The sequence below is a fragment of the Catellatospora coxensis genome (assembly GCF_016862635.1).
Lineage (GTDB): Bacteria > Actinomycetota > Actinomycetes > Mycobacteriales > Micromonosporaceae > Catellatospora > Catellatospora coxensis.
In genome coordinates this window covers 1-26,250 of record NZ_BONI01000019.1, presented here as the reverse complement: position 1 = coordinate 26,250, position 26,250 = coordinate 1, and the positions used below count along the sequence as shown (strand labels likewise).

28 protein-coding genes are annotated in these 26,250 nt (G+C 73.3%); 15 read left to right on the top strand and 13 right to left on the bottom strand.

What is annotated here, in order from left to right; genetic code table 11:
* Nucleotides 1-9 precede the first annotated feature (9 nt).
* Nucleotides 10-669 carry a copper resistance CopC family protein gene (locus tag Cco03nite_RS13500; protein WP_203692401.1) on the top strand — a complete coding sequence of 220 codons (660 nt, stop codon included), beginning with the start codon at nucleotides 10-12 and terminating at the stop codon, nucleotides 667-669.
* 130 nt (nucleotides 670-799) lie between these two features.
* Entirely contained in the window at nucleotides 800-1,516 is a 717-nt protein-coding gene (locus Cco03nite_RS13495; protein ID WP_203692400.1) for a pyridoxamine 5'-phosphate oxidase family protein, read from the top strand.
* A gap of 12 nt (nucleotides 1,517-1,528) precedes the next feature.
* On the opposite strand, the gene Cco03nite_RS13490 is transcribed toward Cco03nite_RS13495, so the two are convergent.
* The gene (locus tag Cco03nite_RS13490) at nucleotides 1,529-2,185 is read right to left on the bottom strand and encodes a response regulator (protein WP_203692399.1); all 657 of its coding nucleotides are present in this window, start codon (nucleotides 2,183-2,185) and stop codon (nucleotides 1,529-1,531) included.
* Nucleotides 2,182-3,465, bottom strand: a complete 1,284-nt coding sequence (locus tag Cco03nite_RS13485; RefSeq protein ID WP_203692398.1) for a sensor histidine kinase — start codon at nucleotides 3,463-3,465, stop codon at nucleotides 2,182-2,184. The genes Cco03nite_RS13490 and Cco03nite_RS13485 overlap by 4 nt, the downstream gene beginning before the upstream one ends.
* A gap of 131 nt (nucleotides 3,466-3,596) precedes the next feature.
* Between Cco03nite_RS13485 and Cco03nite_RS13480 the strand changes: the two genes are divergently transcribed.
* The 7 genes from Cco03nite_RS13480 (at nucleotide 3,597) to Cco03nite_RS13450 (ending at nucleotide 11,355) form a co-directional block, all read left to right on the top strand.
* A complete protein-coding gene (locus Cco03nite_RS13480) occupies nucleotides 3,597-4,502 on the top strand; it encodes an ATP-binding cassette domain-containing protein (RefSeq protein WP_203692397.1) in 906 nt (301 codons plus the stop codon).
* Nucleotides 4,499-5,341, top strand: coding sequence for an ABC transporter permease (locus tag Cco03nite_RS13475; protein WP_203692396.1), 843 nt, complete (start codon nucleotides 4,499-4,501; stop codon nucleotides 5,339-5,341). The genes Cco03nite_RS13480 and Cco03nite_RS13475 overlap by 4 nt, the downstream gene beginning before the upstream one ends.
* Nucleotides 5,342-5,734: 393 nt before the next feature.
* Complete coding sequence (locus tag Cco03nite_RS13470; RefSeq protein ID WP_203692395.1) at nucleotides 5,735-6,457, top strand: hypothetical protein; 723 nt, start codon at nucleotides 5,735-5,737, stop codon at nucleotides 6,455-6,457.
* A gap of 31 nt (nucleotides 6,458-6,488) precedes the next feature.
* Nucleotides 6,489-7,439: an ADP-ribosylglycohydrolase family protein gene (locus tag Cco03nite_RS13465; RefSeq protein WP_203692394.1), complete on the top strand. Its 951-nt coding sequence runs from the start codon at nucleotides 6,489-6,491 to the stop codon at nucleotides 7,437-7,439.
* A gap of 110 nt (nucleotides 7,440-7,549) precedes the next feature.
* Nucleotides 7,550-8,428 carry an aldo/keto reductase gene (locus tag Cco03nite_RS13460; protein ID WP_203692393.1) on the top strand — a complete coding sequence of 293 codons (879 nt, stop codon included), beginning with the start codon at nucleotides 7,550-7,552 and terminating at the stop codon, nucleotides 8,426-8,428.
* A 62-nt stretch (nucleotides 8,429-8,490) separates the two neighbouring features.
* Complete coding sequence (locus Cco03nite_RS13455; protein WP_203692392.1) at nucleotides 8,491-9,759, top strand: MFS transporter; 1,269 nt, start codon at nucleotides 8,491-8,493, stop codon at nucleotides 9,757-9,759.
* Between the two features lie 294 nt (nucleotides 9,760-10,053).
* Nucleotides 10,054-11,355, top strand: a complete 1,302-nt coding sequence (locus tag Cco03nite_RS13450) for a carbohydrate-binding protein (RefSeq protein WP_239167358.1) — start codon at nucleotides 10,054-10,056, stop codon at nucleotides 11,353-11,355.
* A gap of 6 nt (nucleotides 11,356-11,361) precedes the next feature.
* Here the strand turns inward: Cco03nite_RS13450 and Cco03nite_RS13445 are convergent, their stop codons facing one another.
* The 3 genes from Cco03nite_RS13445 to Cco03nite_RS13435 all read right to left on the bottom strand — a co-directional run bounded on the left by Cco03nite_RS13445 (nucleotide 11,362) and on the right by Cco03nite_RS13435 (nucleotide 13,789).
* Entirely contained in the window at nucleotides 11,362-11,838 is a 477-nt protein-coding gene (locus tag Cco03nite_RS13445) for a GNAT family N-acetyltransferase (protein ID WP_203692390.1), read from the bottom strand.
* Between the two features lie 113 nt (nucleotides 11,839-11,951).
* A complete protein-coding gene (locus Cco03nite_RS13440) occupies nucleotides 11,952-12,608 on the bottom strand; it encodes a response regulator (protein WP_203692389.1) in 657 nt (218 codons plus the stop codon).
* On the bottom strand, nucleotides 12,605-13,789 hold the full coding sequence (locus Cco03nite_RS13435) for a sensor histidine kinase (RefSeq protein WP_203692388.1): 1,185 nt from the start codon (nucleotides 13,787-13,789) through the stop codon (nucleotides 12,605-12,607). Before Cco03nite_RS13435 ends, Cco03nite_RS13440 begins: the two co-directional genes overlap by 4 nt.
* A 131-nt stretch (nucleotides 13,790-13,920) precedes the next feature.
* On the opposite strand from Cco03nite_RS13435, the gene Cco03nite_RS13430 reads away from it, so the two are divergent.
* From Cco03nite_RS13430 to Cco03nite_RS13420, 3 genes are all read left to right on the top strand, one after another.
* On the top strand, nucleotides 13,921-14,484 hold the full coding sequence (locus tag Cco03nite_RS13430) for a hypothetical protein (protein ID WP_203692387.1): 564 nt from the start codon (nucleotides 13,921-13,923) through the stop codon (nucleotides 14,482-14,484).
* Nucleotides 14,485-14,624: 140 nt separating this feature from the next.
* A complete protein-coding gene (locus Cco03nite_RS13425) occupies nucleotides 14,625-16,124 on the top strand; it encodes a serine/threonine-protein kinase (RefSeq protein WP_203692386.1) in 1,500 nt (499 codons plus the stop codon).
* A gap of 18 nt (nucleotides 16,125-16,142) precedes the next feature.
* Nucleotides 16,143-16,802 carry a hypothetical protein gene (locus tag Cco03nite_RS13420; RefSeq protein ID WP_203692385.1) on the top strand — a complete coding sequence of 220 codons (660 nt, stop codon included), beginning with the start codon at nucleotides 16,143-16,145 and terminating at the stop codon, nucleotides 16,800-16,802.
* Between the two features lie 10 nt (nucleotides 16,803-16,812).
* Here the strand turns inward: Cco03nite_RS13420 and Cco03nite_RS13415 are convergent, their stop codons facing one another.
* Nucleotides 16,813-17,364, bottom strand: coding sequence for a TetR/AcrR family transcriptional regulator (locus Cco03nite_RS13415; protein WP_239167352.1), 552 nt, complete (start codon nucleotides 17,362-17,364; stop codon nucleotides 16,813-16,815).
* A 105-nt stretch (nucleotides 17,365-17,469) separates the two neighbouring features.
* Between Cco03nite_RS13415 and Cco03nite_RS13410 the strand changes: the two genes are divergently transcribed.
* Nucleotides 17,470-17,991: a DoxX family protein gene (locus tag Cco03nite_RS13410; protein ID WP_239167351.1), complete on the top strand. Its 522-nt coding sequence runs from the start codon at nucleotides 17,470-17,472 to the stop codon at nucleotides 17,989-17,991.
* A gap of 31 nt (nucleotides 17,992-18,022) precedes the next feature.
* Here the strand turns inward: Cco03nite_RS13410 and Cco03nite_RS13405 are convergent, their stop codons facing one another.
* Nucleotides 18,023-18,562 carry a hypothetical protein gene (locus Cco03nite_RS13405; protein ID WP_203692384.1) on the bottom strand — a complete coding sequence of 180 codons (540 nt, stop codon included), beginning with the start codon at nucleotides 18,560-18,562 and terminating at the stop codon, nucleotides 18,023-18,025.
* Between the two features lie 310 nt (nucleotides 18,563-18,872).
* Between Cco03nite_RS13405 and Cco03nite_RS13400 the strand changes: the two genes are divergently transcribed.
* On the top strand, nucleotides 18,873-19,460 hold the full coding sequence (locus tag Cco03nite_RS13400) for a TMEM165/GDT1 family protein (RefSeq protein WP_203692476.1): 588 nt from the start codon (nucleotides 18,873-18,875) through the stop codon (nucleotides 19,458-19,460).
* A 51-nt stretch (nucleotides 19,461-19,511) separates the two neighbouring features.
* Here the strand turns inward: Cco03nite_RS13400 and Cco03nite_RS13395 are convergent, their stop codons facing one another.
* The 3 genes from Cco03nite_RS13395 to Cco03nite_RS13385 are packed head-to-tail and all read right to left on the bottom strand — an operon-like array spanning nucleotide 19,512 to nucleotide 20,776.
* Entirely contained in the window at nucleotides 19,512-19,871 is a 360-nt protein-coding gene (locus tag Cco03nite_RS13395; RefSeq protein ID WP_203692383.1) for a hypothetical protein, read from the bottom strand.
* Nucleotides 19,872-19,902: 31 nt separating this feature from the next.
* Nucleotides 19,903-20,382 carry an SRPBCC family protein gene (locus Cco03nite_RS13390; protein ID WP_203692382.1) on the bottom strand — a complete coding sequence of 160 codons (480 nt, stop codon included), beginning with the start codon at nucleotides 20,380-20,382 and terminating at the stop codon, nucleotides 19,903-19,905.
* A gap of 19 nt (nucleotides 20,383-20,401) precedes the next feature.
* Nucleotides 20,402-20,776, bottom strand: a complete 375-nt coding sequence (locus tag Cco03nite_RS13385; RefSeq protein WP_203692381.1) for a winged helix-turn-helix transcriptional regulator — start codon at nucleotides 20,774-20,776, stop codon at nucleotides 20,402-20,404.
* A 129-nt stretch (nucleotides 20,777-20,905) separates the two neighbouring features.
* Here Cco03nite_RS13385 and Cco03nite_RS13380 point away from each other — a divergent pair, with 129 nt between their 5' ends.
* On the top strand, nucleotides 20,906-21,274 hold the full coding sequence (locus Cco03nite_RS13380; protein WP_203692380.1) for a DoxX family protein: 369 nt from the start codon (nucleotides 20,906-20,908) through the stop codon (nucleotides 21,272-21,274).
* 107 nt (nucleotides 21,275-21,381) lie between these two features.
* Here Cco03nite_RS13380 and Cco03nite_RS13375 read toward each other — a convergent pair whose 3' ends face one another.
* From Cco03nite_RS13375 to Cco03nite_RS42355, 3 genes are all read right to left on the bottom strand, one after another.
* Entirely contained in the window at nucleotides 21,382-23,097 is a 1,716-nt protein-coding gene (locus Cco03nite_RS13375) for a putative bifunctional diguanylate cyclase/phosphodiesterase (RefSeq protein WP_203692379.1), read from the bottom strand.
* Nucleotides 23,098-23,317: 220 nt separating this feature from the next.
* Complete coding sequence (locus Cco03nite_RS13370) at nucleotides 23,318-23,938, bottom strand: hypothetical protein (protein ID WP_203692378.1); 621 nt, start codon at nucleotides 23,936-23,938, stop codon at nucleotides 23,318-23,320.
* Between the two features lie 164 nt (nucleotides 23,939-24,102).
* Nucleotides 24,103-26,172, bottom strand: coding sequence for a DUF5005 domain-containing protein (locus Cco03nite_RS42355; protein WP_239167350.1), 2,070 nt, complete (start codon nucleotides 26,170-26,172; stop codon nucleotides 24,103-24,105).
* Between the last annotated feature and the right edge of the window lie 78 nt (nucleotides 26,173-26,250).

Sequence of the window (26,250 nt, the reverse complement as noted above, 5' to 3'; positions counted from 1 at the left end):
TTCATGCGCATGTCTCGAAAGATCGCCGCCGTCCTCGCCGCGGTGGCCGTGGCCGTGCTGCTGCCCTCCCCCGCGCAGGCACACGGCCAGCTGGCCTTCTCCGACCCCGCCGACCACAGCACCGTGACCGAGCCCCGCGAGAGCGTGCGGCTGGTGTTCACCGAGAAGCCGACCTCCGCCGCGTACTTCACGGTGAAGGCGCCCGACGGCACCCGCGTCGACCACGGCTGGTCGGGCGGCGAGCCCAAGCCGCTGCCCAGCCCGGTGCAGGAGCTGACGCTGCGCGACGGCAACTGGGAGCCCCAGCTCTACAAGATCGGGTTTCCGGCGGTGATCCCCGTGTCGCACTGGCCGCAGACCGGCGTCTACACCATCACCTACCTGTCGGTGGCCTCCGACGGCGACAAGGTCACCGGTGAGATCCGCTTCGACTACCAGGGCAAACTGACCACGGCCCCGGCCGGCTGGACCGCGCCGACCAACCAGCCCGACCCGGGACTCGGCCAGACCGCGCCGCCGCAGCAGCCCGCCGCGACGTCCGGCGCGACCGCCGCCGCCCCGGCTCCGGCCCCGGAATCGACGACGTGGCCCTACTGGGTGCTGGCCGGGCTCGTGGCGGCGCTGGTCCTCGGCGGCGTGCTGCTGCACCGGCGGAGCACCACACGCTGACCTCGGCCGGCGTCCCCTAGCCGCGCTCACGACGTCCCGCGTCGCACCCGCTGTGCGACGCGGGATGACTGACGTCCGTGAATCTCGTTCGCAGGCGTGCCCGCAGGGGCGCGTGGCCGAGGGAGACGAGATGACCCGGATCGTCGAGAAGGTGCAGGGTTCGGCGGCGGAACGCCGCCTCCAGCAGGCCTACGGGACCACCGAGCGGGCGCAGCGCTTCTACGACCAGCAGATGCTGGACCACCTCAACGAGCGGATGGCCGCGTTCGTGAGCCGCCAGGAGATGATGTTCGTCGCGACCTCCGACGCCGCCGGGGAGTGCGACAACACCTTCCGGGCCGGGCCCGCGGGCTTCGTGCACGTGCTCGACGCCACCCACCTGACCTGGCCGGAGTACCGGGGCAACGGGGTGATGGCGAGCCTGGGCAACATCACCGAGAACGGCCACGTGGGACTGCTGTTCGTCGACTTCGTCACCGACGCGATCGGGCTGCACGTCAACGGCCGTGCCACGGTGCTGGAGGACGACCTGGCCCGGGGCGCGTACCCGGAGCTGCCGGTCGACCCGGTGCCCGGACGGCGGGCCGAGCGCTGGGTGGTGGTCGAGGTGCAGGAGGCGTACATCCACTGCGCCAAGCACATCCCGCGGATGGCGAAGGCGTCGCGCGAGCGCGCCTGGGGCACCGACGACGTGCGGCGCAAGGGCGGCGACTTCTTCGGCGCGGCCGCCGACGCCGCCGCGCGCGCCGCGACGCCGGTCGACACCGCCCGCCCCACCCTGCTGCGGCGCTGGCTGCGGCGGATCAAACCGGGCCGGCGGGTCGATGCGGCGGCCGGCACGCGGTGACGCGGCCGGGGGTCAGCTCGGCGGCGTGACCAGGCCCAGCTCGTACGCGGTGATGACGAGCTGGACGCGGTCGCGGGCGGCCAGCTTGGTGAGCAGCCGGGCGACGTGCGACTTGGCGGTCGCCGGGGAGATGAACAGCTCCTGCGCGATCTCGCCGTTGGACAGCCCGCGCCCGATCAGGGTGAGCACCTCCCGCTCCCGGTCGGTGATGCCGGGATCGGGACGGGCCGCCCGGGGCGCGGGCGGCCCGGCGGCGAAGTCCGCGATGAGGCGGCGGGTGACGCTCGGCGCGATCAGGGCGTCCCCGGCCGCGACCACCCGGATCGCGGCCAGGATGTCGTCGAGCGCCATGTCCTTGACCAGGAATCCGCTGGCCCCGGCCCGCAGCGCGCCGTAGACGTGCGCGTCCTCGTCGAACGTGGTGAGCATGAGCACCCGGGTGGGGCCCGCCGCGGCGGTGATCTGCCGGGTGGCCTCGATGCCGTCCATCCCGGGCATGCGGATGTCCATCACGACCACGTCGGGCCGGGTCTCGGCGGTCAGCCGGACCGCGTCCGCGCCCGTGCCGGCCTCCGCGACGACGGCGAGGTCGGGCGTCTCGTCGATGAGCACCCGCAGCCCGGACCGCACCAGCGGCTGGTCGTCGGCGAGCAGCACCCGGACCGTCATCGCGCCACCGCCCCGACGCCGGGCGGATCTGCCGGAGCGTGCTCCGAGAGCGCCGGCACCGGCCCGGCCGCCGCCGACGGCTCGCGGGGCTCCGGCGCGAGGGCCGCGGGTTCGGGCAGCGGGAACCGGGCGGTGACCAGGAACCCGCCCCGCGCCTGCGGTCCGGCGGTGAACTCGCCCCCGAGCAGGGCGACCCGCTCACGCATCCCGGTGATGCCGTAGCCGGATCCGGGCTGCGGGCAGCCGCGGCCCTCGTCGGCGATCGTCAGGCGCAGCTCGGTGTCGCGGTAGTCGACGGTGACCGCGCACCGGGGTGCCGCCGCGTGGCGTACCACGTTGGTGACCGCCTCCTGCACGACCCGGTATGCCGACAGCTCCAGGTCGCCGGGCAGCGGCCGCCGGTCGCCGCGCCAGTCCAGCTCGACGCGCACCCCCGCGCCGGCCGTGGTGGCGGCCAGCCGGTCCAGATCGGCCAGCGTCGGGGCGGGCGGCGCGACGTCGCCGTCCTGGCGCAGCCCGACCAGCATGCGGCGCAGGCCGGCGAGGGTCTCCCGGCTGGTGTCCTCGATGGCCTGCAACGCGTTGCGGGCCTCGCCCGGCTGGGAGTCGATGACCCGGCGGCCCATGCCCGCCTGGATCGCGATGACGCCGATGCTGTGCGCGACCATGTCGTGCAGCTCCCGGGCGATGCGCAGCCGCTCCTCGGTGGCGGCCTGGCCGGCGGCCCGGGCGCGGATCGCTTCCGCGTGCTCGCGGCGGGTGCGGACCGAGTTGCCGACGGTCCAGGCGAAGGCCATGGCCAGGGTCGGGATCTCGAACTCGAAGACGGGCGTGTTGAGCCCGTTGGCGTACCCGATGAGGACCTGGACCAGCAGCGCGACGAAGCCCACGGCGGCGGAGACGCGCCGCGAGCGCTTCGCCGCGACCACGGCCACGGCGAGGTCGACGGCGATGAGCTCCAGGTAACGCATGTCGGTGAGGTAGGCGACCTCCTCGGTGTGGATCGCCACGGTGGTCAGGGCCGAGCCGAGCAGCAGCAGGCCCAGCGCGGCCAGCGGGCGGCGGCGCAGCAGCGCGAACGGCAGCGCCAGCGCCAGCGCGGGCAGCAGGTGGCGCATCGACAGCCACGGCACCAGGTCGATGCTCCCGCCACCGGCGCCGTCGTCGACCACGACGTACAGCAGCACCGGCGACGCCAGCGCACCGGTCCACGCGAGCACGGCACGCGACCACGCGGCGGCGGTCCGGCGGGCCTTCGGGCCAGGGGTGATGGGGTCCACCTGGTGAGAGTAGCCAGCTCAGCGGGGTGCGGCATCCGCCCGTGGGCGTACGCCCAGGGGATGGCGCCGGGCCCGCGGTTGCCGCCCGCGGCCCGATGCGGGCCGCCGCCGGGCTCGACAGGATCGTTCCCATGATCGAAGTCATCGGCCTGACCAAGCGCTACGGCGGCAAGACCGCCGTCGACGACCTGTCCTTCACCGTACGGCCCGGCCACGTGACCGGCTTCCTCGGACCGAACGGCGCCGGCAAGACCACCACGCTGCGGGTCATCCTCGGCCTCGACGCGCCCACGTCCGGCGCGGCGACGGTCGGCGGGGTCCTGTTCGGCTCGCACCGGCGTGGCCTGCATCACGTCGGCGCGCTGCTCGACGCGCAGCAGGTGCACGGCGGGCGCAGCGCCACGGCCCACCTGACCGCGCTGGCCCGCAGCAACGGCATCGGGCGGCGGCGCGTCGCCGAGGTGCTGGCCGAGGTGGGGCTGACCGACGCGGCCCACCGCCGTGTCGGCGGCTTCTCGCTGGGGATGAAGCAGCGCCTGGGCATCGCCGCGGCGCTGCTGGGCGACCCGCCGGTGCTGATGTTCGACGAGCCGATCAACGGCATGGACCCGGAGGGCGTGCGCTGGGTGCGCCACCTGTTCCGCAGGCTGGCCGCCGAGGGCCGCACCGTGTTCCTGTCCAGCCACCTGATGACCGAGATGGAGCACACCGCCGACCATCTCGTGGTCATCGGCCAGGGGCGGCTCATCGCCGCCGAGCCGCTGCGCGTGTTCGCCGACCGGGGCACCCGCCGCCGGGTCACCGTACGCACCCCGCAGACCGCCGTGCTCGCCGCGGCGCTGACCGCCGCGGGCGCGACCGTCGACACCGCGCCCGACCACCTCGCCGTACGCGGCCTGTCCGCCGAACGCGTCGGCGCGCTCGCCTTCACCAACGCCGTCGAGCTGCACGAGCTGACCACCCGCACCACCAGCCTGGAGGAAGCCTTCATGGAGATCACCGCCGGTCACGCCGACCACCTGGCCGGGTCCCGATGACCATGTACGCACACCCCACCGCCGCCCGCGCCGCCGCGCCGCGGGCCCGCTTCACCGACCTGGTCGCCGCCGAGTGGATCAAGCTGTGGTCGCTGCGGTCCACCCCGTGGACGCTCGGCCTGGCCACGCTGTTCGTCGTCGGCGCGGCCGCGCTGGCCGCCAAGGCCGACTACGACAACTTCCCGTTCTACGAGCCGGAGGCGCAGCGCGAGCACATGTTCTCCCTCGGCGACGCGTTCCCGCAGGAGGGATACCTGACCCTGATGCTGGTCGCGGCGAGCCTCGGCGCGCTGACCATGGTGTCGGAGTACGGCAGCGGCCTGATCCGGACCACGACGGCGGCGGTGCCCGCCCGCGGCGCGGTCGTGCTGGCCAAGGCGGTGGTCACCGCCGCGGTCTGGTCCATGGCCGGCGTCGTCGTCGCCGTCGGCTCGTTCACGGTCTCGCAGGCGATCCTCGCCGGCCGCGACGCCGCGGTGTCCATCTCGGACCCCGTCTCGCTGCGCGCCGTGGCCGCCTCCGCCCTGCTCGCCCCCGTCTGCGCGCTCATCGGACTCTGCCTGGGCGTGCTGATCCGGCACGCCGCCACCACCATGGTCACCGGCGCGTTCCTGCTGCTGATGCTCCCGACGATGTTCTCCTCGGACAAGCGCTGGTCGGCCGAGCTGGGCCACCTGATGCCCGGCATCGCCTGGAACCGCCTGACCACCGACTGGATGCCGCCCCCGCACCCCGGCTACTACCCCGCCACCGTCACCGAATCCTGGCTCGTCCTCGCCGCCTGGCCACTGGTCCTGCTGATCCCCGCGATCCTCGCCGTCCGCCGCCGCGACGTCTGAGGGGGAAGGGCACCGTCTGCTCGCGCCGGCCGGACGAGCAACGATCCGGCCTGTCGCACCGCGTAGCCGAAGGTGCCCTTCCGCACACCTGTCGGCACGTGACCTGGCGGCGAGCTGCCTCAGCGCTGCGGACAGCCGCCAGGTCCGGACGGCGGCCGCCGCGACGGACGCGACGCCGGAACGTGACGGGCTGCGGCTGTCGGGATGTGCGCACATCGACGCAGGTGCAGGCCGCGCGTCCCGCGGTTCGGCGGAGCGGGTGACGCGCCTTCCCCGCCAGCGGCGGGGCGACTACCATCGGCGCTGTTCTCGACGGTGCGAGCTGCGCGGGAACGTCGACCCGGGCCGCCGGGAGTCGCGGCGTTGAGAACACTGGGGTGAGGAGAACCTGCGTTGACCGACAACCGGTTGAAAGGTCGGGTCAAGGGCCTGTTCAGCGGCCCGGCCGAGAACGAGCCGATCGAGCAGCAGGCCGGCGTGCTCGCCGACCCGGACGCCGAGCGGCAGGCGCTGCAGGTGCTGGTGCTGGCCCGGCGCACCGCCGACGAGCACGTCGCCACGGCGCAGGCCGAAGCCGACCGGATCAAGGGCGACGCCCGGGCGAAGGCCGACGACCTGGCCCGCGACGCGCGCGGCATCGTGGAGAGCGCCCGGCAGGACGCGGCGCAGATCCAGGCCGCCGCCCAGGCGAAGTCGGTGGAGATCAACCGCGAGGCGCAGGCGAACGCCGACGCCGCCCGCCGGGAGACCGAGCAGATGATCGCCGAGGCGCGCTCCACCGCGACGAAGATCGTGGAAGCCGCCCAGGCCAAGGCCGACGAGCTGGAGCGCGACGCGCTGCAGCAGTACGAGGACGTGGTCGGCAGCCTGGAGGGCAAGCGCTCGGTGCTGCAGCGGCGCATCGAGGCGCTGCAGAACTTCGACCGCGACTACCGGGCCCGGCTGCGCAAGTTCATGAACAGCCAGCTCGACGCCCTCGACCTGGACGAGCACCCCGTGCCCGAGGGCGACGACGAGTTCGCCGAGGTCGCGGCTGCCCCGGAGCCCAAGCAGCCTGCGGTGGTGCGCCGCCAGCCGGCCGCCGTCGTGGTGCCGCAGGAGCGCCGCCGCCCCTGAGCGGCGCCCCGCCGGTGGCATCATCACGGGCATGACCGACAGATCCGACCGGACGGTCGGCGCGCTGCTGGGCGTGCACGCCGGGGACGCGCTGGGCGCGACCGTCGAGTTCGACTCGTGGGAGTACATCCGGTTCCGCTATCCCGACGGTGTCCGGGAGATCGTCGGCGGCGGGGTCTTCGAGTGGCCGCCGGGCCACGCCACCGACGACACGGACCTGACCCGTGCCGTCGCACTGGCCTATCTGGACCCGGGCGACGACGTCGTGCTCGCCGCCGCCCGGCTGATGCTGAGCTGGTACGAGGGTGACTGGCCGGGTCGGGTGCCCGGCCGCCCGCCGGTGGACGTCGGCGGAGCCACCGAGGGCGGGCTGCGCACGTTCGCCCGCACCGGCGATCCGGACGGTTCCGGCGCGGGACCGGGCCGGGCAGGGAACGGCTCGCTGATGCGCTGCATCCCGACCGCGCTGGCGGTGCGCGAGCGCGAGCGGCGGATCCGGGAGTCGGTACGCATCTCCGCGGTCACCCATTCCGACGCGCGGTGCACGGTCGCCTGCGCGGCGTACAACGAGATCGTCGCGGTGCTGGTCGAGGGCGGCTCGGCGGCCGAGGCCGTGGCCGCCGGGGTGGCCGCCGCACGGGAGCTGGGCGAGCGGTCCGTGGTGGCCGCCATCGCGCTGGGCGAGCGGCTGGACCTGGCCGAACTGGCCCGGACCGGGGTGACCGGCCTGCCCGACGACGGCAACGGGTACGTGCTGGATTCGCTGGCGCTGGCGGTCGCCGCCGTGCTCGACTTCCGCGACCTGAGCGACGTGCTGATCGACATCGTGGCCCTGGGCAACGACAGCGACACCAACGCGGCGATCGCGGGCGGGCTGCTGGGGGCACGGGACGGGGCGTCGTCCATCCCGGACGGCTGGCTGTCGGTGCTGCAGTTCCGCGAGGAGTTCACCGGCATCGCGGCGGAGTTCGCCCGGCGCTGAAGGCCGGTCGCAGTCCCCTCCGACACTTATAAGCTAACAAGGATCTTGCCGGCGCGCCATCGGGCAGTCGAGGGACTGCGCAGCTCAGTGCCGCTGGCTATGGTCGGCCGATGCCTACTCCACTGATCAACGCGAACGCGGCGGGCACCTGGACGCTCGGCGACCTGACCGTCAACCGGATCGGATTCGGCGCGATGCGCCTGCCGGGCGGCGCGGCCTACGGCTACGGCTCGTCCAGTGACCGCGACCGGGTCATCGGGGTGCTGCGGCAGGCCGTCGAGCTCGGCGTGAACCACATCGACACGGCGGCGTTCTACTTCTCGCCGCTGCGCTCGGCCAACGAACTGATCAACCGGGCGCTCGCGCCGTACGCCGACGACGTCGTCATCGCCGTGAAGGTCGGGCCGGGCCGTGACCCGTCCGGCGAGTGGCTGCCGCTGGCCCGGCCCGACCAGCTGCGCGGGCAGGTCGAGGAGAACCTGCGCCAGCTCGGCCGCGACCACCTGGACGTCGTGTACCTGCGCCAGCACGGCCTGGACTCGGTCGCCGAGCACTTCGGGGCGCTGGCCGAGCTGCGCGACGCCGGGCTGATCCGGCAGCTGGCCCTGTCCAACATCCGGCCGCAGCACCTGGCGCAGGCGCAGGCGATCGCGCCGGTGGTGAGCGTGCAGAACCCGTACGGCGTCGACACCCGGCGCATGCACGACGAGTTCGTCCGGGCGTGCGGCGAGCAGGGGGTCGCGTTCGTGCCGTTCTTCGCGATCGCCGGTGAGGGCAGGGAGTCGGGCGGGGTCGCCCGCAACGAGGCGGTGCTGGCCGTGGCGCGGGCACGCGGCGTGACGGCCGCGCAGGTGCGGATCGCGTGGACGCTCAGCCGCGGGCCGCACGTGCTGGCCATCCCGGGCACCGGCGACCCGGACCACCTGGTGGAGAACATCGCCGCCGGGGCGCTGCGCCTGTCCGGCGAGGAGCTGGCCCGCCTGGAGTGACAGCCGCCGTCCGTCCTCGACACGATCAGGTCCATTCCACGGGGGAAGGAACCGCATCTCTGATGACGACCACAAGCCCAGCCACCGAAGCGATACCGCACCGTTCCTGGCTGGTCGGCCGGGGGCTCATCCCGGAACCCGGCCCGCAGCGCGTGATCGCGCTGGCGACGTTCGTCAACATGGTCGGCACCGGTGTCTTCATGACCAGTGCCGCGCTCTTCTTCACCCGCTCGGTCGGCCTGCCGCTGGCGAAGGTCGCCCTGGGCATGGGTGTCGCCGCCCTGGTCGGCATGCTCGCCGGGATGCCGGTCGGGCACCTGGCGGACCGGCGCGGGCCGCGCGAGATCTACCTGATCACCCTGCTGGTGCGCGCCGTGTCGATGGCATCGCTGGTGTTCGTGCACACGTTCTGGCTGTTCGTGGTGGTGGTCTGCGTGACCCAGCTGGCCAACTCCGCGGGCGGCGCGGCCCGGGGACCGCTGGTGCGGGGTTTCGGCGGCACGAACCTGACGGAGTTCCGCTCGTACCTGCGCTCGGTGGCCAACCTCGCCGGGTGCTGCGGGGCGCTGGCGGCGGGCACGGCGGTGCAGCTGGACACGCGCGCCGCGTACCTGGCGCTGGTGCTCGGCAACGCGTTGAGTTTCGTGGCGTGCGCGGCGGTCATCACCCGGCTGCCCGCGCTGCCGCCGGTGCCGGTGCCGGCCGAGTCCGCCGGTCGCTGGGTCGTCCTGAAGGACCGGCCCTATCTCGTGGTCACCGTGCTCGACGCGGTCATGTCGATCCAGGGTCAGGTGCTGGTCTTCGCGCTGCCGTTGTGGATCACGCTGCGCACCGACGCGCCGCGCTGGTTCATCGGGGTGGCCGTCGCCGTCAACACCGCCCTGGTCGCGGCGCTGCAGGTCAGGGCGAGCCGGGGCATCGACACGGGTCCTGCCGCCGGGCGGGCGCTGCGCCGCTGCGGCCTGGCGTTCCTGCTCGGCATGGCGCTGATGGCCGCGGCGGCGGGCCTGCCCGGATGGGTCGCCGCGGTGCTGCTGACCGTCGGGATCGCCGCGCACACGGTCGGCGAGCTCTGGCATGCGGCGGCCTCGCTCGAACTGCAGTTCCGGCTCGCGCCGGCGCACGCCCAGGGCCAGTACACCGGAGTTTCGGGCTTCGGCACGGGGCTGGCGAACGTGGTTGCCCCGTCCGTGCTCGGCCTGCTCTGCGTCACCTGGGGCGCGCCGGGCTGGCTGCTGATGGGCGGGGTGTTCGTCGCGGTAGGACTGGCGGCGCCGCTGGTGGTCCGCTGGGCCGAGCGGACCCGCCTGCACCCGGCGCACGCGGCCTGACGCCGGTCCCCTCCGCGTCGGCCCGGTCCAGGTCGGCGCGGAGGGCCCGCCGGGTGGGCGTGCCCGGCGAGGGCAACCCCTCCGGAAAGTCTCTGACCTGAGCCGAGTGCCGCCGCCACGATCCACATTCGACGGCCTGGGATATTGGCATCCGTCCACCCATAGACATTGACAGTAAAGCTTCCTAATAATGACGCCATGCCGAACTCCTCTCGAACGCTGCGCCGCTCAGCGCGCTGGGTGATCGCCATCGCCACCAGCGCGGCGGCCACCCTCGCGGTCGCGGTCGTCTCCATGCCGAGCGGCCAGGCCGCGCCGACCCCGGTCGCCGCCCTCGTCGCCTGCTCCGCCCCGGCCTGGGCCGAGGGCAACACCTACACCGCCGGCACCCAGGTCACCTACAACGGCCGGCTGTACCGCGCCCTGGTGACGCACACCGCCCACGTCGGCGCGGGCTGGAACCCCGCCGCGACCCCGTCGCTGTGGACCGACCTCGGCGCCTGTGACGGCACCCCGCCGTCGCCGAGCCCGTCGGCCTCGCCGTCGCGGCCCCCGTCGCCGTCGGCCTCGCCCTCGCGGCCGCCGTCGCCGTCCCCGTCGGTGTCGGCCCCGCCGTCGCCGTCCACCTCACCCGGCGGCACCACCTGCGCCGTGAAGTCCCGCCCGGCCGGCAAGGTCCTGCACGGGTACTGGGAGAACTGGGACGGCTCGGCCAACGGCGTGCACCCGCCGTTCGGCTGGACGCCGATCACCGACTCGCGCATCCGCCAGCACGGCTACAACGTCATCAACGCCGCGTTCCCGGTCATCCGCTCCGACGGCACGGTGCTGTGGGAGGACGGGATGGACGCGGGCGTGAAGGTCGCCACCCCGGCTGAGATGTGCCAGGCCAAGGCTGCCGGCCTGACGATCCTGATGTCGATCGGCGGGGCCACCGCCGGTATCGACCTCAGCTCGTCGACGGTCGCCGACCGGTTCGTCGCCACCGTGGTGCCGCTGCTCAAGAAGTACAACTTCGACGGCATCGACATCGACATCGAGACCGGCCTGACCGGCAGCGGCAACATCAACACGCTGTCGACCTCCCAGGCAAACCTGATCCGCATCATCGACGGCGTGCTCGCGCAGATGCCGTCCAACTTCGGCCTGACCATGGCCCCGGAGACCGCGTACGTCACCGGCGGCAGCGTCACCTACGGCTCGATCTGGGGCTCCTACCTGCCCATCATCAAGAAGTACGCGGACAACGGCCGCCTGTGGTGGCTGAACATGCAGTACTACAACGGCAGCATGTACGGCTGCTCCGGCGACTCCTACTCGGCCGGCACGGTGCAGGGCTTCGTCGCGCAGACCACCTGCCTCAACAACGGCCTGGTCATCCAGGGCGTCACCATCCGGGTGCCGTACGACAAGCAGGTCCCGGGCCTGCCGGCGCAGGTCGGCGCGGGCGGCGGCTACATGACGCCGTCGCTGGTGTCGCAGTCGTGGAACAGCTTCAACGGGCAGCTCAAGGGCCTGATGACCTGGTCCATCAACTGGGACGGGTCGAAGAACTGGACCTTCGGCGACAACGTCAAGGCGCTTCAGGGTCGCTGACCGGCCTCACTCAGGGCTCCGTCCCGCCCCACCGCGGCGGGACGGAGCCTTCGCCTTCGGTCCGTTCAGGCCCTTGTACGGCCCGACCCGGAACACCCCGGTCATGTCCGGGTGCGCGCGGTAGCCGAAGGTCGCATACAGGCGCATCGAGTCGCCCGCCGCGAACAGGCCGACGAACGAGCGCGGCCCCGCCTGCGTCGCGATCCAGCGCTCCAGCGCGGTGACGATCGCCCGGCCGACCCCGCGCCCCTGGTGTTCGGGCAGCACGGCGATGTCGTGCAGGTAGAAGTAGATCGCGCCGTCGCCGATCACCCGCCCGACGCCGACGACCTGCCCCTCGTGCACCGCGACGACGGCGTGCAGGGAACGGGCCAGCGACACCGGCAGGGCCTCCACGTCGTACGCGTGCTGCCAGCCCACCGCACCGGTGACGGCGGTGAACTCGTCGAGCGTGGGCAGCCGGTCGATCACGTCATAGGACACGGGCGGCGACTCTAGCCGACGTCCGCGGCCGCTTCCGGCCGCCACACCGCGATGACATCGCAGGTCAAATGCATTCCGGGGGTACGAGCGCGGCCGGGCCGAGCCGTTCGGCGTCAGTCCGGCGGGCGCAGGCCGAGCTCCCGGGCCAGAATCGCGGCCTGCACCCGGCTGCGCAGGCCGAGCTTGGCCAGGATACGGCTGACGTGCGTCTTCACCGTCGCCTCAGCCATCGCCAGCGCGTTCGCGGCCTCGACGTTGGACATGCCCGCGCCGAGGCAGCCGAGCACCTCCCGCTCGCGGCCGGTCAGGGTGTCCACGTCCGGCGCGGCGGCAGGGTCGGTCCACTGCGGCGCGGCCAGGAACCGGTCCAGCAGCCGCCGGGTCGCGGCCGGGGCGATGATCGCGTCGCCGCGGGCCACGGTACGCACCGCGTCGGCCAGCGCCCCGGCCTCGATGTCCTTCAGCAGGAACCCCGCCGCCCCGGCTCGCAGGCCGCCGAAGACGTACTCGTCGAGGTCGAACGTGGTCAGGATGAGCACCTGGGCCAGCCGCTGCGCGACGATCTCGCGGGTCGCGGCGATGCCGTCGAGCACCGGCATGCGCACGTCGAGCAGGGCGACATCGGGGCGCTCGCGGCGGCACAGCTCGATCGCCTCCGCGCCGTCGGCCGCCTCCCCGACGACCTCGAGGTCGGGATAGGCGTCCAGGATCAGCACGATGCCCGACCTAACGGCGGGCTGGTCGTCGGCGACCACCACCCGGATCGTCATACCGTCGCCTCCTCGCTGTGACGCAGCGGCAGCCACGCGCGCAGCCGCCAGCGCCCGTCCTCGGCTCCGGCGCTCAGGGTGCCGCCCAGCAGCGCCGCGCGTTCCCGCATACCGATCAGACCGTGCCCGCCGCCCGGCGGCGGCCCGTCGGTGCGCAGCGCGTTGTCCGTCTCGATCAGGACCCGGTCGGTGTCGACGTCCACCCGCAGCACCGCGCTGCCCGTGCCGTGCTTCCACGCGTTGGTCAGGCTCTCCCGCACGATGCGGTGCGCGGCGAAGTCGACGCTGACCGGCAGCGCCCGATCGACACCGCCGGTGTGCAACTCGACGGCGAGCCCGTCGGCCTGCGCCTGCGCGACGAGCTGCGGCAGCGAGGCCAGCCCGGGGCGGGTGGCCGGGTCGGCCGCGCCGGGGTCGCCGTCCTCGCGCAGCAGGCCGATCATCTGGCGCATCTCGGCCAGCCCGGAGACGCTGCTCTCCCGGATCTGCTCGACGGCCCGGCGGACCAGCTGCGGGCTCGGGTCGGGCGCGGACAGCACCGCCGTGGCGTGGATGGCGATGGCGCTGAGCTGGTTCGCGACGACGTCGTGCAGCTCGCGGGCCATCCGGGCGCGCTCGTCGGCGACGGCCTGGCGGCGTTCCCAGGCGGCCAGCCGCGCAATCTCCTCGGCCCGCAGCCGCTGGACCCGCGCCTGGTCGCGGTACTGGCGCACGCTGATGCCGGTGACCGTCGGCAGCACCGCGACCAGTGCCACGACCAGGCCGAGCACGACACCCCGCCAGTCGCCCGAGGCGACCACCCCGGCCACGGCGGCCAGCACGGAGGCGGCGACCGAGCCGATCAGGTTGGCCCGCCACAGCCACGGCCTGCCGTACACGCACGCGTCGTAGACGACCTGGGTGAAGATCAGCGCCGTGCCGAGCGAGCCGCCGAGCAGCGTGTCCGCGGCCAGTGCGACCAGGCCGACGGCCTCGCCGGTGCCCGGGGCGAGCCGCCGCAGCAGGCAGCAGGCGGCCATCACGGTCATCGGCACCAGCAGGACCCAGTGCGGGGCGTGCGCCCACGGGCCGCCGCCGAGGAACACGCGCCAGCCGCCGGCCGCGTACAGGACCAGGCCGCCGAGGAACGAGACCAGGCTGATCGCCAGGTCGGTGCGCCAGGAGGGCCAGCGTGCGGTCACCTGTCGATCACAGCACACGGCGCGGGCCGCGACGACCGGCCGGGGGCCGAGGCGGGCTACATCCTTCGGTGTACGCCGGGTTCGTGCCGCGCGCCGAGGCGGGCCGCCCGGTGGCCGGACAGGATCGAGTCATGTTGCTCGTCGTCATCGCCGCCTGCGAGGTCGGTTTCTGGGTCATCCTCGGCGCCGGGCTGGCCGCCCGTTACCTGCTGCGCCGGCAGCGGGTGTCGACCGTGCTGCTGGTCGGGGTGCCGGTCACCGACGTCGTGCTGCTGGCCGCGACCGCCGTGGACCTGTCCCGCGGGGCCACCGCCACCTTCGCGCACGGGCTCGCCGCGGCGTACCTGGGCTTCTCGGTGGCGTTCGGCCCGTCGATGGTGCGCTGGGCCGACGTGCGGTTCGCGCACCGCTTCGCGGGCGGCCCGGCCCCGGTTCCCCCACCCCGGTACGGCGCGGCCCGCACCCGCCACGAGTGGCGCGAGTGGGTCAAGGCGCTGGTCGCGTGGGCGATCGCGGTGGCCCTGCTCGGCGCGGCGATCCTGCTGGTCGGCGACGCCGCCCGGACCGCGGAGCTGCAGGGCTGGATCGGGCGGCTCAGCCTCGTCCTCGGCATCTGGCTGCTCGGCTGGCCGGTCTACTACACGATCTTCCCCAAACGCGACCCGGCGCTCCGCAACGGCAGCGCCACCCCCTAGCGGGGCGGCCGCGCGAGTCGTACCCTCCCGATCCGCTCACGTCTTCTTTGCTGTGCCCACAGCAAAGAAGATGTAGGACCGGATAGGACAGTCCCTTCCTGGCGACGGCACGTCCGGCGGGCTTCGGTTTAATGGCTGGCATGACCACGACCCAGCCCGTGAGGCTCAACGGCCGCTACCGCCTCGACACGCGGATCGGCGCGGGCGGCATGGGCGAGGTCTGGCGGGCCACCGACGAGCTGCTCGGCCGCACCGTGGCGGTGAAGACGGTGCTGCCGGCGCTCGCCGACGACGCCGACTTCGCCCGCCGCTTCCTCGCCGAGGCGCGGGCCATGGCCGGGGTGCACCACCGGGGCGTGGTCGCCATCCACGACCTGTACCACGGGCCGGAGGGCGCGTTCCTGGTCATGGAGTTCGTCGACGGCGAACCCCTGTCGCAGGTGCTGGCCCGCTACGGCCGGCTCGCCCCGCCGCCCGCGCTGCACCTGGTCGGGCAGGCCGCCGACGCGCTGCACGCGGTGCACGGCCGCGGCATCGTGCACCGCGACGTCAAACCCGGCAACATGCTGGTACGCCCCGACGGCACGCTGCTGCTCACCGACTTCGGCATCGCCCGCCGGGACGGCGCGACCGCGCTGACCGCCACCGGCGCGGTCATCGGCACCCTGTCCTACCTGGCCCCGGAGCAGGTGCTCGGCCACCCCGCCACCGCCCGCAGCGACGTGTACGCGCTGGGGGTCGTCGCCTACGAGTGCCTGACCGGGCGGCGGCCGTTCACCGCGGAGAACCCGTTCGCGGCCGCCATGATGCGGCTCAGCCAGGCTCCCCCGCCGTTCGGCCCGCACGTGCCCGCGCCCGTGGCGGCGCTGGTGGAACGGGCGCTGGCCGTCGAACCGGGCGACCGCTGGCCCGACGCCGCCACGTTCGGCGCGGCGATCGCCCAGGTCGCCGCCGCGCTGCGCAGCGGCACCGGCCCGGCACCGGCCCCGGACACCGCCGAGCCGACCGTGGTGCACCAGCGGGCCCCGCTGACCCCGACGCTCGTCGAACCGGGCCCGGCCGCCACCCTTCTGGCCACCCCGCGTCCCGGGGCGCCGGCCGAGGCGCCCCGCCCGGTCCCCGGCGTCGCCACGCCGCAAGCCGAGCCCACCGTCCTCACCCCGCGGCCGGATGCCGCCCACCCGTTCGGCCCGGGCGGAGGCGGCCTCACCCCGCGGCCGGATGCCACGCACCCGTTCGGCCCGAGCGAGGGCGGCCTCAGCGTGCCGGCCGGATTCCGGCCCCGGGACGGCTACTACGTGCCCGTCGAGCCGATGTGCTGGGGCGGGCTGGTCATCCCCGGCGGGCTGGGCCGCACGCCGCGGCGCATCCCGCCGCACGAGGAGCACTACTGGGAGACCTTCGCCGCGGCGGAGCTGCCCGAGGAGGCCGTCTACCTGCGGCAGGAGGAGCTGCTCGGGCATCCGGCGGTGGCCGCGGTCTGCACGGCCCAGGTGCTTGCCGCGTGCAGCCGCGATCCGGCCCGAACGGTCGGCTGGGAGCTGGAGCCATGGCCGGTGCAGATCGGCCGGGATCGCTGGATCTTCCACTGTCTGGCCGGGCCCGGCACGGGTGAATGGCTGGGCAGCGCGTTCACCTGAGGCGGCATACTCGTCGGCATGGGTCCCCTCGCGCGCCGCGGCGCGGTCTTCGCCGGATTCGCCGCGGCCACCGCGCTCGCCGCGTACGCCCTGCACGACACCAACCTCGCCGCGTGGACCTGGTTCAACTTCGACCCGCAGGGCTTCGAGCAGGAACTGTGGGCCTGGCAGACGGCGGGGGCGTTCACGGCGACCTCCGGCACGCTGGTCGCCCAGCTCGGCGCGCTCCTGTTCGGACGGTACGCCGCCCGCGCGGGCGCGAACCTGCCGGCGGCCCTGGCCGGCGGGCTCGGCCTGGCCGTGGCGCAGCTGGCGGTCGCGGTGCCGATGGCGGTGGACCGGCTCAACGGTAAGGGCATGGCCATCGAGATGGCCCGGCACGGCCACCCCTTCGACCCGGCACTGTGGCGGCAACCGGCGGTGGCGACAGCGGTGCTGGCGACCACCCTGAGCTGCCTGGCCTGGGCGGCTGTCGGGCACGGCATCGCCCGGCACACCGGACACGTCGGGTGGGCGGTCCTCGCCGGCGTCGTCGTACTGCTCCATGTGGCGGCACAGGCCGCCTTCATGGGCGCCGGACCATGGTGGGCACCGGCCGTACCGCTGCTCGTCCCGTGCGTCGCGGCCGCCGTCCTAGCCTCACGCGACCCTGCCGCACAGACCGCGCTCACGACCTGACCTGCCGCCGTCAGTGGTCGAGGAGTCGGCGTAGCACGGGGCGGGCGGCGTCGAGGGGGTCCGTGTTCGGGGGCATGGGCAGCGCTCCGGCGAGCCACAGGCTGGCGAAGCCGTGGGCGATCGACCAGCCCGCCCGGGCCGTGATCTCGCTGCCCGCCGAGGCGGCGACCGTGCGGGCGCCCTGCGCCAGCAGCGCGCCCGCCCGGTCGCGGGCCTGCCGCACGGCGTCGTCGTCGGCCCGGTAGAGCTTCGGCTGGAACATCACGCCGAAGTGGGCCGGGTGCTCGGTGGCGAAGCGCACGTACGCGAGTCCGGCCGCCAGGAAGTCCGGGCCGGCCTCGCGCAGGGTGTCGGCGAGCAGGTCGAAGCCTTCGGCGGCCAGCGCGGTCAGCAGCCCGGCCTTGTCCCCGAAGTGGTGCGCGGGGGCGGCGTGCGAGACCCCGGCACGGCGGGCCAGCTCGCGCAGGCTCCAGCCGTCGAGCCCGGACTCGCCGATGGCCTCGACCGCCGCGTCGAGCACCGTACGCCGCAGGTCTCCGTGGTGGTATCCGATCGTCCTCACGCCCTTCCGCCGTGACCGAGGTCTCTATCTTTCCATTGACAAGTTCGCCGTGTCCAGATTATCGTCAGCCCTGAACTTGTCAACGACTAGATCAGGAGTGTCGCCATGACCACCCCCGTACTGATCATCGCTCTGCTGGTTCTCCGCGGCCTCGGCGCGCTCGGCGTGCGCAGATTCGCCACCTGGGCCGCCAGCGGCGCGCACGCGCTCGCCCTGATGCTGGTGATGACCGCGAGCGCGCACTTCGTCCCGGCCGGCGTGACGGTGATGCCGACGCACGCCGACCTGGTGGCGATGGTGCCGCCGTTCGTGCCCGACCCTGGCCTCATGGTGTACGCCACCGGCGTGCTGGAACTGCTCGGCGCGATCGGGCTCGTGCTCACCCGCACCCGCCGTGCCGCCGGATTCGGCCTGGCGGTGCTGTTCCTGCTGCTCCTGCCGGCCAACGTGTACGCCGCGGTCGCCGACGTGCCGTTCCACGGCGAGGCGGCCTCGCCGCTGTGGCAGCGCATCCCCGAGCAGGTGCTCTACATCGGCGTCGCGCTCGCCGCCGCGCTGTCGGCACCGTCCCGCGAGTCCACCGCCGGGACCCGGCAGGCCGAGCCCGTCACCGCCGGCCGGCCGTGACCCGCCGGCCGCGCACCGCCGCCGGTGCGCGTCAGTGGGCCGCCTCGGCCTGCGGCCGGGGCTGCTGCGAACCGGCGGCGCTGAAGCCCAGCAGCGCGAGGCCGGCCAGCACGCCGGTCCACGGCGATGCCGCCTGGGTGACGGTCAGGGCGAGCACTCCCCCGGCGACGGCCAGGCCGATCATGGTCCAGCCCAGCCGGGCGAAGACGGGGGCGGCGAAGGCGCCCGCGAACGGCAGGAAGTGCGCGCCCACCACCAGCACCACCCACGGCACCGTCAGCGCGGGCTGGTGCACGACGTTGTTCAGCAGGTTCGCGCCGACCGGGATGCCCAGCGCCATCGCCGTCACCGAGAACCCGTAGACGCGGATCGCCTGCCGGGACGGCGGTTCGGCCGGGCCCTGCGCGCCCGACGGGCGGATCACGGCGAACCACACCACGGCGACGAAGGCCGGCACGCCGACGACCCGTGCCACGGTGTTCACCGGCGCGGACAGCTCTCCCGCGTTGACGAGAATGAAGACCAGGCCGCCGATGGAGCCGATCATCGCTCCGATACGTTCTCCGCGCATCGCCCCATCCAATCATGATCACTCATGGTGCGACACGGCGGTACGAATCCGGCCGGCGCAGGAACCCCGACGCCGCAGGGCATGTGTCCCCCGCCACTCGACTCGTCATGATCGGACGGCCTGCGGTAGCGTCGGCGGCGCGAAGGGGAGTAGCTCCTCAATGCGGTGGTCGACATACTGGCCCGCTCCGGCGGACCCGGCCACCCGACCTGGCTCCGGCCAGGTGAGCGAGACCTTCGACCAGGCAGTCCATGCCGGGTCGAGGTCGTCGCGCGTCTTCCACCCGGTGAACACGTCCCGGGAGGACACAGTGGAAGGTTTCCTCGCCGCTCTGGCGATCAGTTTCGGCGTCATCTTCGTGGCCGAGCTGGGTGACAAGTCGCAGCTGATGGCGATGACGTTCGCCACCCGCTACCGCACCGGCATCGTGCTTGCCGGCATCACCATCGCCACCGCCGTGGTGCACCTGGTGTCCGTCGGGGTCGGCGTCGGGCTCGGCAGCGCGCTGCCGACCGGCTGGATCGCGCTGGCGGCGGGCCTGGCGTTCCTGGCGTTCGCCGCCTGGACGCTGCGCGGCGACAGCCTCACCGAGGAGGAGAAGACGAAGGCCCAGCGCGGCGGCAAGTCGGCGCTGTGGGCCGTGGGCGGGGCGTTCTTCCTCGCCGAACTCGGCGACAAGACGATGCTGGCCACCATCACCCTGGCCACCCAGCACGGCTGGTTCGGCACCTGGGTCGGCTCCACCGTCGGCATGGTCGCCGCCGACGCGCTGGCCATCCTGGTCGGCCGGTGGCTGGGCCGCAGCCTGCCGGAGCGGGCCGTGAGGTACGGCGCGGCCGCGCTGTTCGTCCTGTTCGGAGTATGGCTGCTGGTGGACGCGTACGGCCAGCTCACCTGACGACACCGGGGGCGGCGTGCGGCCGCACGCCGCCCTGCCGGCGCAACCGGATCAGGCGGCCCGGCCGAGCTTCACCAGGAACTCGGTGTCGTTGTGGTGGCCCTCGAAATCCGAGAACTCGCCGGCCACGAACGTCCAGCCGCCCTCGGCCATGAGAGCGCGAAGCTTGTCGAGGGGAAACCGGACCGCTTCGGCGGGCATCGCCCACTCGCCGACGATCACCTCCTCGGCACGCAGGCGCAGCTCGTCGAACGTGGCGAACTCGTCCGGCTCCTCGTCGGCGACCTCCAGCCACTCCCCCTGCGCGGCGCGCCGCAGCAGCTCGGCCTCCATCGCCGCGGCCCCTTCGATGGACTCGTCCCAGTCGTGTTCGAAGAAGGAGAAGCGCAGCAGGACACTGTGGTCGGTCATCGGCGGATCGTACGCCGGACCGGTGACGGTCTCAGCCGCCGTCGACCGCCGCCAGCACCGCCGGGTCCTGGCAGCCGCGGGCGAACCCGGCGATCCGGCGGCGGATGTCCCGCCCGAGCAGCCACACCCCGATCCGGTCGGCGACCGGGCGGAGCAGCGCGGGCCGGGTGCGGAAGTGGTAACGCCACGTCGCGACCGTGTGCCCCGGCTCCTCCGCCGGGGCGAAGCGCCAGCCGCCCGCCATCATCTCGAAGAACCACGGCCCGCGGACCATCTTCATGCCCACGTTCGTCGGCGGCGCGTAGGAGACGTACTCGCTGACCATGGTCAGGCCGTGCCGCGAGCGGGTGAACGTGCGCGCGCCCTTGCCGGGGCGGACCGCGCCGCCGAGGAGGTGCTGCTCGCGTACGAACGGATCCCAGCGGTAGCGGGTCTCACCCGTGGTCTGCGACACCGCGAACGCGACGGCGGGCGGGACGGGGACGATCGCGACGGCCTCCACGACGGGCATCGGGCCATCCTGCCACGGGTCACCCGTTGCGCGCCTGGTACGCGGCCCGGCTGGCCTCGATGTGCGGGACGTGCTCGATCGCCCACCCGGCCAGGGCCAGCGCGGGCGGGATCAGGCTCTTGCCCGTCGCGGTCAGCGTGTACTCGACCCGGGGCGGCACCTCCGCGTACACCGTCCGGGCGACCAGGCCGTCGCTCTCCAGGTGGCGCAGGGTCAGCGTCAGCATGCGCTGGGAGATACCCGGAATCTGCTGGTGCAGGTCGGAGAAGCGCAGTGTGCCCTGGTCGAGGGTCGCCACGATCAGCAGTGTCCACTTGTTACAGATCCGGTCCAGGATCGCCCGGATCGTCTGGCCGCCGTCGCCCCGGATCAGGCACGTGTGCTCGTACTCCATGACAGCTCCCTGTGCCTCACGCACACCTGTGTGCCTTTTGTAAGCCGCCGCCCGCTGACGCATGATGTGGCGACTTCCGGATGGTAACCATCCTGGTCACCGCCGTTTCTGCCCACCGAGGGAGCGCTCATGGAACTCGCCTACTGGATCGTCGCGGCACTGCTCGCGCTGTTCTACCTGTACGCCGGCGGCAAGAAGGTCACCCAGAGCCAGGAGCAGCTGCGGCCGATGATGGGCTGGGTCGACCGGGTCCCGATGCCGCTGGTGCGGACCATCGGCGCGCTGGAGATCCTCGGCGCGGCCGGTCTGATCCTGCCGCCGCTGACCGGCATCGCGACCTGGCTCGCCGTCGCGGCCGCCACCGGGCTCGCGCTGATCCAGGTCGGCGGCATCGCGGTACACCTGTCGCGCGGCGAGGCCCGCCTCATCGGCCTCAACATCACCCTGCTCGTGACCGCCGCCGCCACCGCCTACCTCGCCACCACCACCTGGCGCTGACAACCCCCACTCACCCGCCGACCCGCCACCCACCCCGCCCTACGTAGACGTTGGCCTATCTCGGCGAAAGGAGCGCGATCATCTTCGATGAGATAGGCCAACGTCCATCACATCGCGGTCCCGGAGGGGACGCGGGCCCGGAGGAGGCGGCGTACGGCGGCCAGCGGCTGCGGCGCGCCGAGGTGGAAGCCCTGCGCGTACGGCACGCCGAGGTCGTCCAGCACCGCCAGCTGCTCGGCGTTCTCCACCCCCTCGGCCGTGGTACGCAGGCCGAGGCCGTGGCCGAGGTCGCTGAGCAGCTTCACCACGGCGTGGTCGCGCGGATTGTGCAGCATGCCCGCCACGAAACCGCGATCGATCTTGATGCCCTGCACGTCCAGAGTGGACAGGTAGCGCAGGTTCGTCGAACCGGCGCCCATGTCGTCGAGGGTGAGCCGCACCCCGTGCTCGGCGAGCCGCGCCAGCCGGGGCGACGCCGTGGCCAGGGCTTCCAGCTCGGCGTTCTCGGGCAGTTCCAGGCGCAGGGAGTGCGGCGGCAGGCCGGCCTCGGCGAGCGCGTCGAGCACCATGTCGTCGAACGGGGTCTCCAGGCTCGCCGCGGAGATGTTCACGTTGACTTTGGACGGCGCGGCCCGCCCGAGCGCGGCCCTGACCTCGGCCAGATCGGCGCAGGCGCGGCCCAGCACCCAGCGGTCGAGCAGCGGCATGTGCCCGGCGCGGGCGGCGGCGGGCAGGAACTCGCCGGGGGCCAGCAGCCCGCGTACGGGGTGCTGCCAGCGCAGCAGGGCCTCCATCGAGTCGATGCGCCGGTCGGCGAGCCGCACGATCGGCTGGTAGTGCAGGCGCAGCTGGTCCTCGGCGACGGCGGCGAGCACGGCGGGCTCGTCGCCGTCGGCCGGGACGCCGCAGGCGGCTCCGACGGGCAGGGCGACCTCGACCCGGTTGCCGCCGGCCTGCTTGGCCCGGTACATGGCCGCGTCGGCCTCGCCGACCAAATCCTGCGGTTCGCCGCAGCTCGCGGACACGGCCACGCCGACGCTGGCGTGCATGCGCACCTGCTTGTCCTGCCGGCCGTCGCGGGCCCCGATGGCGAGCACGCAGCGGCGGCCCAGGTCGAGCGCGGCGGCTTCGGCGTCGACGTGCCGGGGCACCCGCCGGAGCACGGCGAATTCGTCACCGCCGAGCCGGGCGGCGATCTCGCCGGGCCGGGAGGCTTCGCGCAGCTGCCGTCCGACCTGGGTGAGCACCAGGTCGCCCTGGCGGTGGCCGCGTACGTCGTTGACGCGTTTCATGCCGTCGAGGTCGATGAAGGCGACCGCGACGAGGTCGCCGCCGTGGTCGGCGTCGGCGCAGGCGTCCATCACCAGGTCGAGGAACTTCGCGCGGTTGACCAGGCCGGTGAGGTGGTCGCTGTCGGCGCGTTCGGCGAACTGGGCGGCGACGACGTCGAACAGCCGTACCACGGCCAGCGCGCCGAGCCGGCCGGACTCGCGGTCGACGAGCACGTCCTCGTAGCGCTGCGCCGGCCGGCGGGCGCGGACCTGGTGGGCTGCCGCGACGGCGGTGAGTTCGCCGGGCAGCCGCAGGGGGTGCCAGTCGGCGAGGTTGGCCGCCGTGCAGTGGCGGGCGTGGCCGCCGGCGCGGGCGGCGGCGTGGGCCAGCCGGGACCGGGTGATCAGGCCGACGCGGTCGCCGTCGGTGACCGCGACCGCGGTCGTGTCCGGCCGGCTGCGGAAGATCTCTCCCACGGCCGTGCACGCCTCCCGCGCGCTGATCATCGTCACGTCCTGCGCGAGCACGTCGATCTGTGCCGAGTGCGGCATGGCGCTCCACCTCCCGTCGAGCTGGTGAAAACGCTATCCAGGCAGCTCAGGGATGGCCACTGCGGCGGTGGGGCGGCCTCGGCCGTCTCGCATAATCATTCAGGGCGGGGTATGGCCGCCAGGTGTGCGGGTGCATAGCACGGCCGCCCTGGCGGCACCGCGATACGGCGTGGGAGTGGGGCAGGCCACGGCTTGTGACAGGTCACAGCGGCCCGGTTGCTCAGGCGGGCAGGTCCGAGCCCGAGGCCAGGTTGAGCGTGGCGGCGAAGGTCAGGTAGACCAGCCACAGGCCGACCACGATGTGCAGCAGGCCCAGCACCTTCTGGCCCGGGTTGCTCGCCGGCCGGCCGTCGAGCGCGGGCTTGCCGCCGATGTTGAAGCTGGCGAAGAACTCCGCGACGTACACCAGCATCAGGCCGGTGAAGAGCAGGCCGAGGGGCCAGTCCCCGGCCTTGAAGAAGACGATCATGCCGAGGATGCCGAGCAGCACGAACGGGATCGACATGTATCCGTTGGGCCTGGCGTCGGAGCCCTGCAGCCGGATCCAGCCCAGGGCGAACCAGTGGATGCCGTAGGCGCTGAACGCCAGGGCGGCCATGTACAGCGTCTTGTTGGTGGTGAAGACCTCGAACCAGGTCAGTCCCACGAACAGGTAGAGGCCGACCAGGAACTGGCAGAAACCGGGCATCAGGATGCCCCATACGCCGTTGCTCCGGTCGACCTGGCGGTCGCGGGGCGGATAGCCGAACAGCTCCTGCGGGCCGTAGATCAGGTAGCCGGTGGCGAGTCCGAAGAAGCCGAGCGCCACCGGCACGAACATCGAGGCGGGAAGGATTTCCATGGCAGCGTCCCCTCGTGCGCTCTGCGCCGCCGTTCCGGACCGCACGGCCCGGCCGGGGTGGAACCGCCAGCGGCCACGATCATTTTACTGCCGTACCACCTGCCTCGATCCGGTTTCGGAAGGACCTCGGCGGCCGGGCCCTGACCCGGCCGCCGAGTGCTCTCTCAGAACGCGGTCTCGCCGGTCAGCCCGAAGAAGTCGTGCCACTTCGCGCCGCCGAGGAAGCCCGTGCCGGTGGACAGGCCGACGTAGACGTCGTTGAGCGGGTCGCCGGTGAACACGACGATGTCGTCCTTGCCGTCGCCGTTGACGTCGGCCAGGTACGGGAACTCCCCCGCGGTGCAGAAGAAGTCGTTCCACTTCACCGTGGTGCCGACGAACGCAGAACCGTTCGACACCGCCGCGTACACGTCGGCGTCGGCGTTGCAGGTGAACGTGACGATGTCGGCCCGGCCGTCGCCGTTGACGTCGCCGACGCGTGGTGACTCGCTGCCGACGGCGAACAGGTCGTGCCACTTGGCGGCCGGGCCGAACCCGGTGCCGGTGGACAGGCTCACGATCACGTCGGCGGCGCTCGCGGGCCCCTGCGTGAACGTGATCAGGTCGTCCCTGCCGTCGCCGTCGACGTCGCCCAGGGCCGGGAACTCGCCCGCCGGGGCGAAGAACTCGTGCCACTTCACCGTGGTGCCGCTGAACGACGTGCCGGTGGACAGGGCCACGTACACGTCGGCGGCGGCGTCGTGGGTGAAGGTGACGATGTCGTCCCTGCCGTCGCCGTCGACGTCGCCGACCGCCGGGATCTCGTTGCCGAGCGCGAACCAGTCGTGCCATTTCACGCCGGGGCCGAAGCCGGTCCCGGTGGAGCGGGCCACGTACACGTCGCCGTTGCCGTGCACGAAGGTGATCGCGTCGGCGCGGCCGTCGCCGTCGACGTCGCCGGTCAGCGGCGTCTCCCCGGCCGGGGCGAAGAAGTCGTGCCACTTCACGCCCGGCCCGAACCCGCCGCCGCTGCTGGCGGCGACGTAGCTGTCGGCGAGGCCGTTCTGGGTGAAGGTGACCAGGTCGTCCTTGCCGTCACCGGTGACGTCGGTGTCCGAGCCGGCGAACATGCCGCCGCCGGTGAGCCGGACCCGCATCAGGTACACGTTGTACGGGTCCCACTGCGACATGGTGAAGTACAGCCACGGGCTGTTCGACGCGGCCGACCAGGGGTGGAGGAACGCGCCGTACAGGCCGGGGTAGGCCGCGCCGGTGGCGATGACCTCCTCCGGACCCCACGGCCCGGTGATCGACGGGGCCGTGCGCAGCACGATCGCCGCCCGGGACTCGTTCAGGTACGCCATCACGTACTTGCCGAGGTACCGGCTGTACTGCACGGACACCTCGCTGACCGGCCCCGGCGCGATGACCGCGGACGCCCACTGGTCGGTGACCCAGGTGCTGCCGTTCCAGTAGCGCCACGCCGCCGGGTCGAGGACCTGCGCCTCGGGCACCCGGGCCAGGTACGCCGAGCCGAAGCGCCCGTTGGGCGTGCCGACCAGGTACACGAAGCCCCGCTCGCGCAGGAACGCGCCCATCTGGAACCGGTTGTCCCAGGCCGGGGTGTTGTTCCAGCGCGCGGTCGGGTGCTTGACCCAGGTCTGGCCGTTGTTGTCGGAGTACGCGATGCCGGAGTGGTTGGTGTACCAGCGGCCCGGCTCACCCCAGTTGCGCACCGACATGTAGTGCAGGTACTGGCGGTTGCCGACGGAGACGCCGGCGGTCGGGATGACCGTCATCTCGTCGAAGTTGATCTGCTTGCAGGGCAGCAGCGTCCCGGCGTGGCCGGCCCGGTCCAGCACGGCGTTGTCGAACGTCATGCCGTCGGCCAGTTCCCGGTCGGTGCTGCGGACCAGGGTGTTGCAGCGCCAGTCGATGGTCGCGCCGTTGCCGACGCCGCCACCGGGCCCGGTCCAGCCGTTGCCGAACGTGTCACCGAACGCGGTCAGGATCTGCCCCGCGCCGTTGTCCCACATGATGCCCAGGTCGGTGGCCTTGAGCTGCCACTTGGTGTCGGTGGCGTTCATCGAGCCGGGGCCGGTCAGCTTGGCGATGCGCTGTGCCGTGCCCGCCGCTGCCAGTGGAGCCGCGGCGGGTGCGGCGGGTGCGGCCGGGGCCGACCCCGCTGCCGGGGCGGCGACGCCGACCGGCAGCAGGATCGCCGCGGCGATCAGGAGCGCAAGCCGCTGTCTCACAGCGTCGTCTCCCCGTTGAGGCCGAAGAAGTCGTGCCACTTCGCGCCGCCGAGGAAACCGGTGCCGGTGGACAGGCCC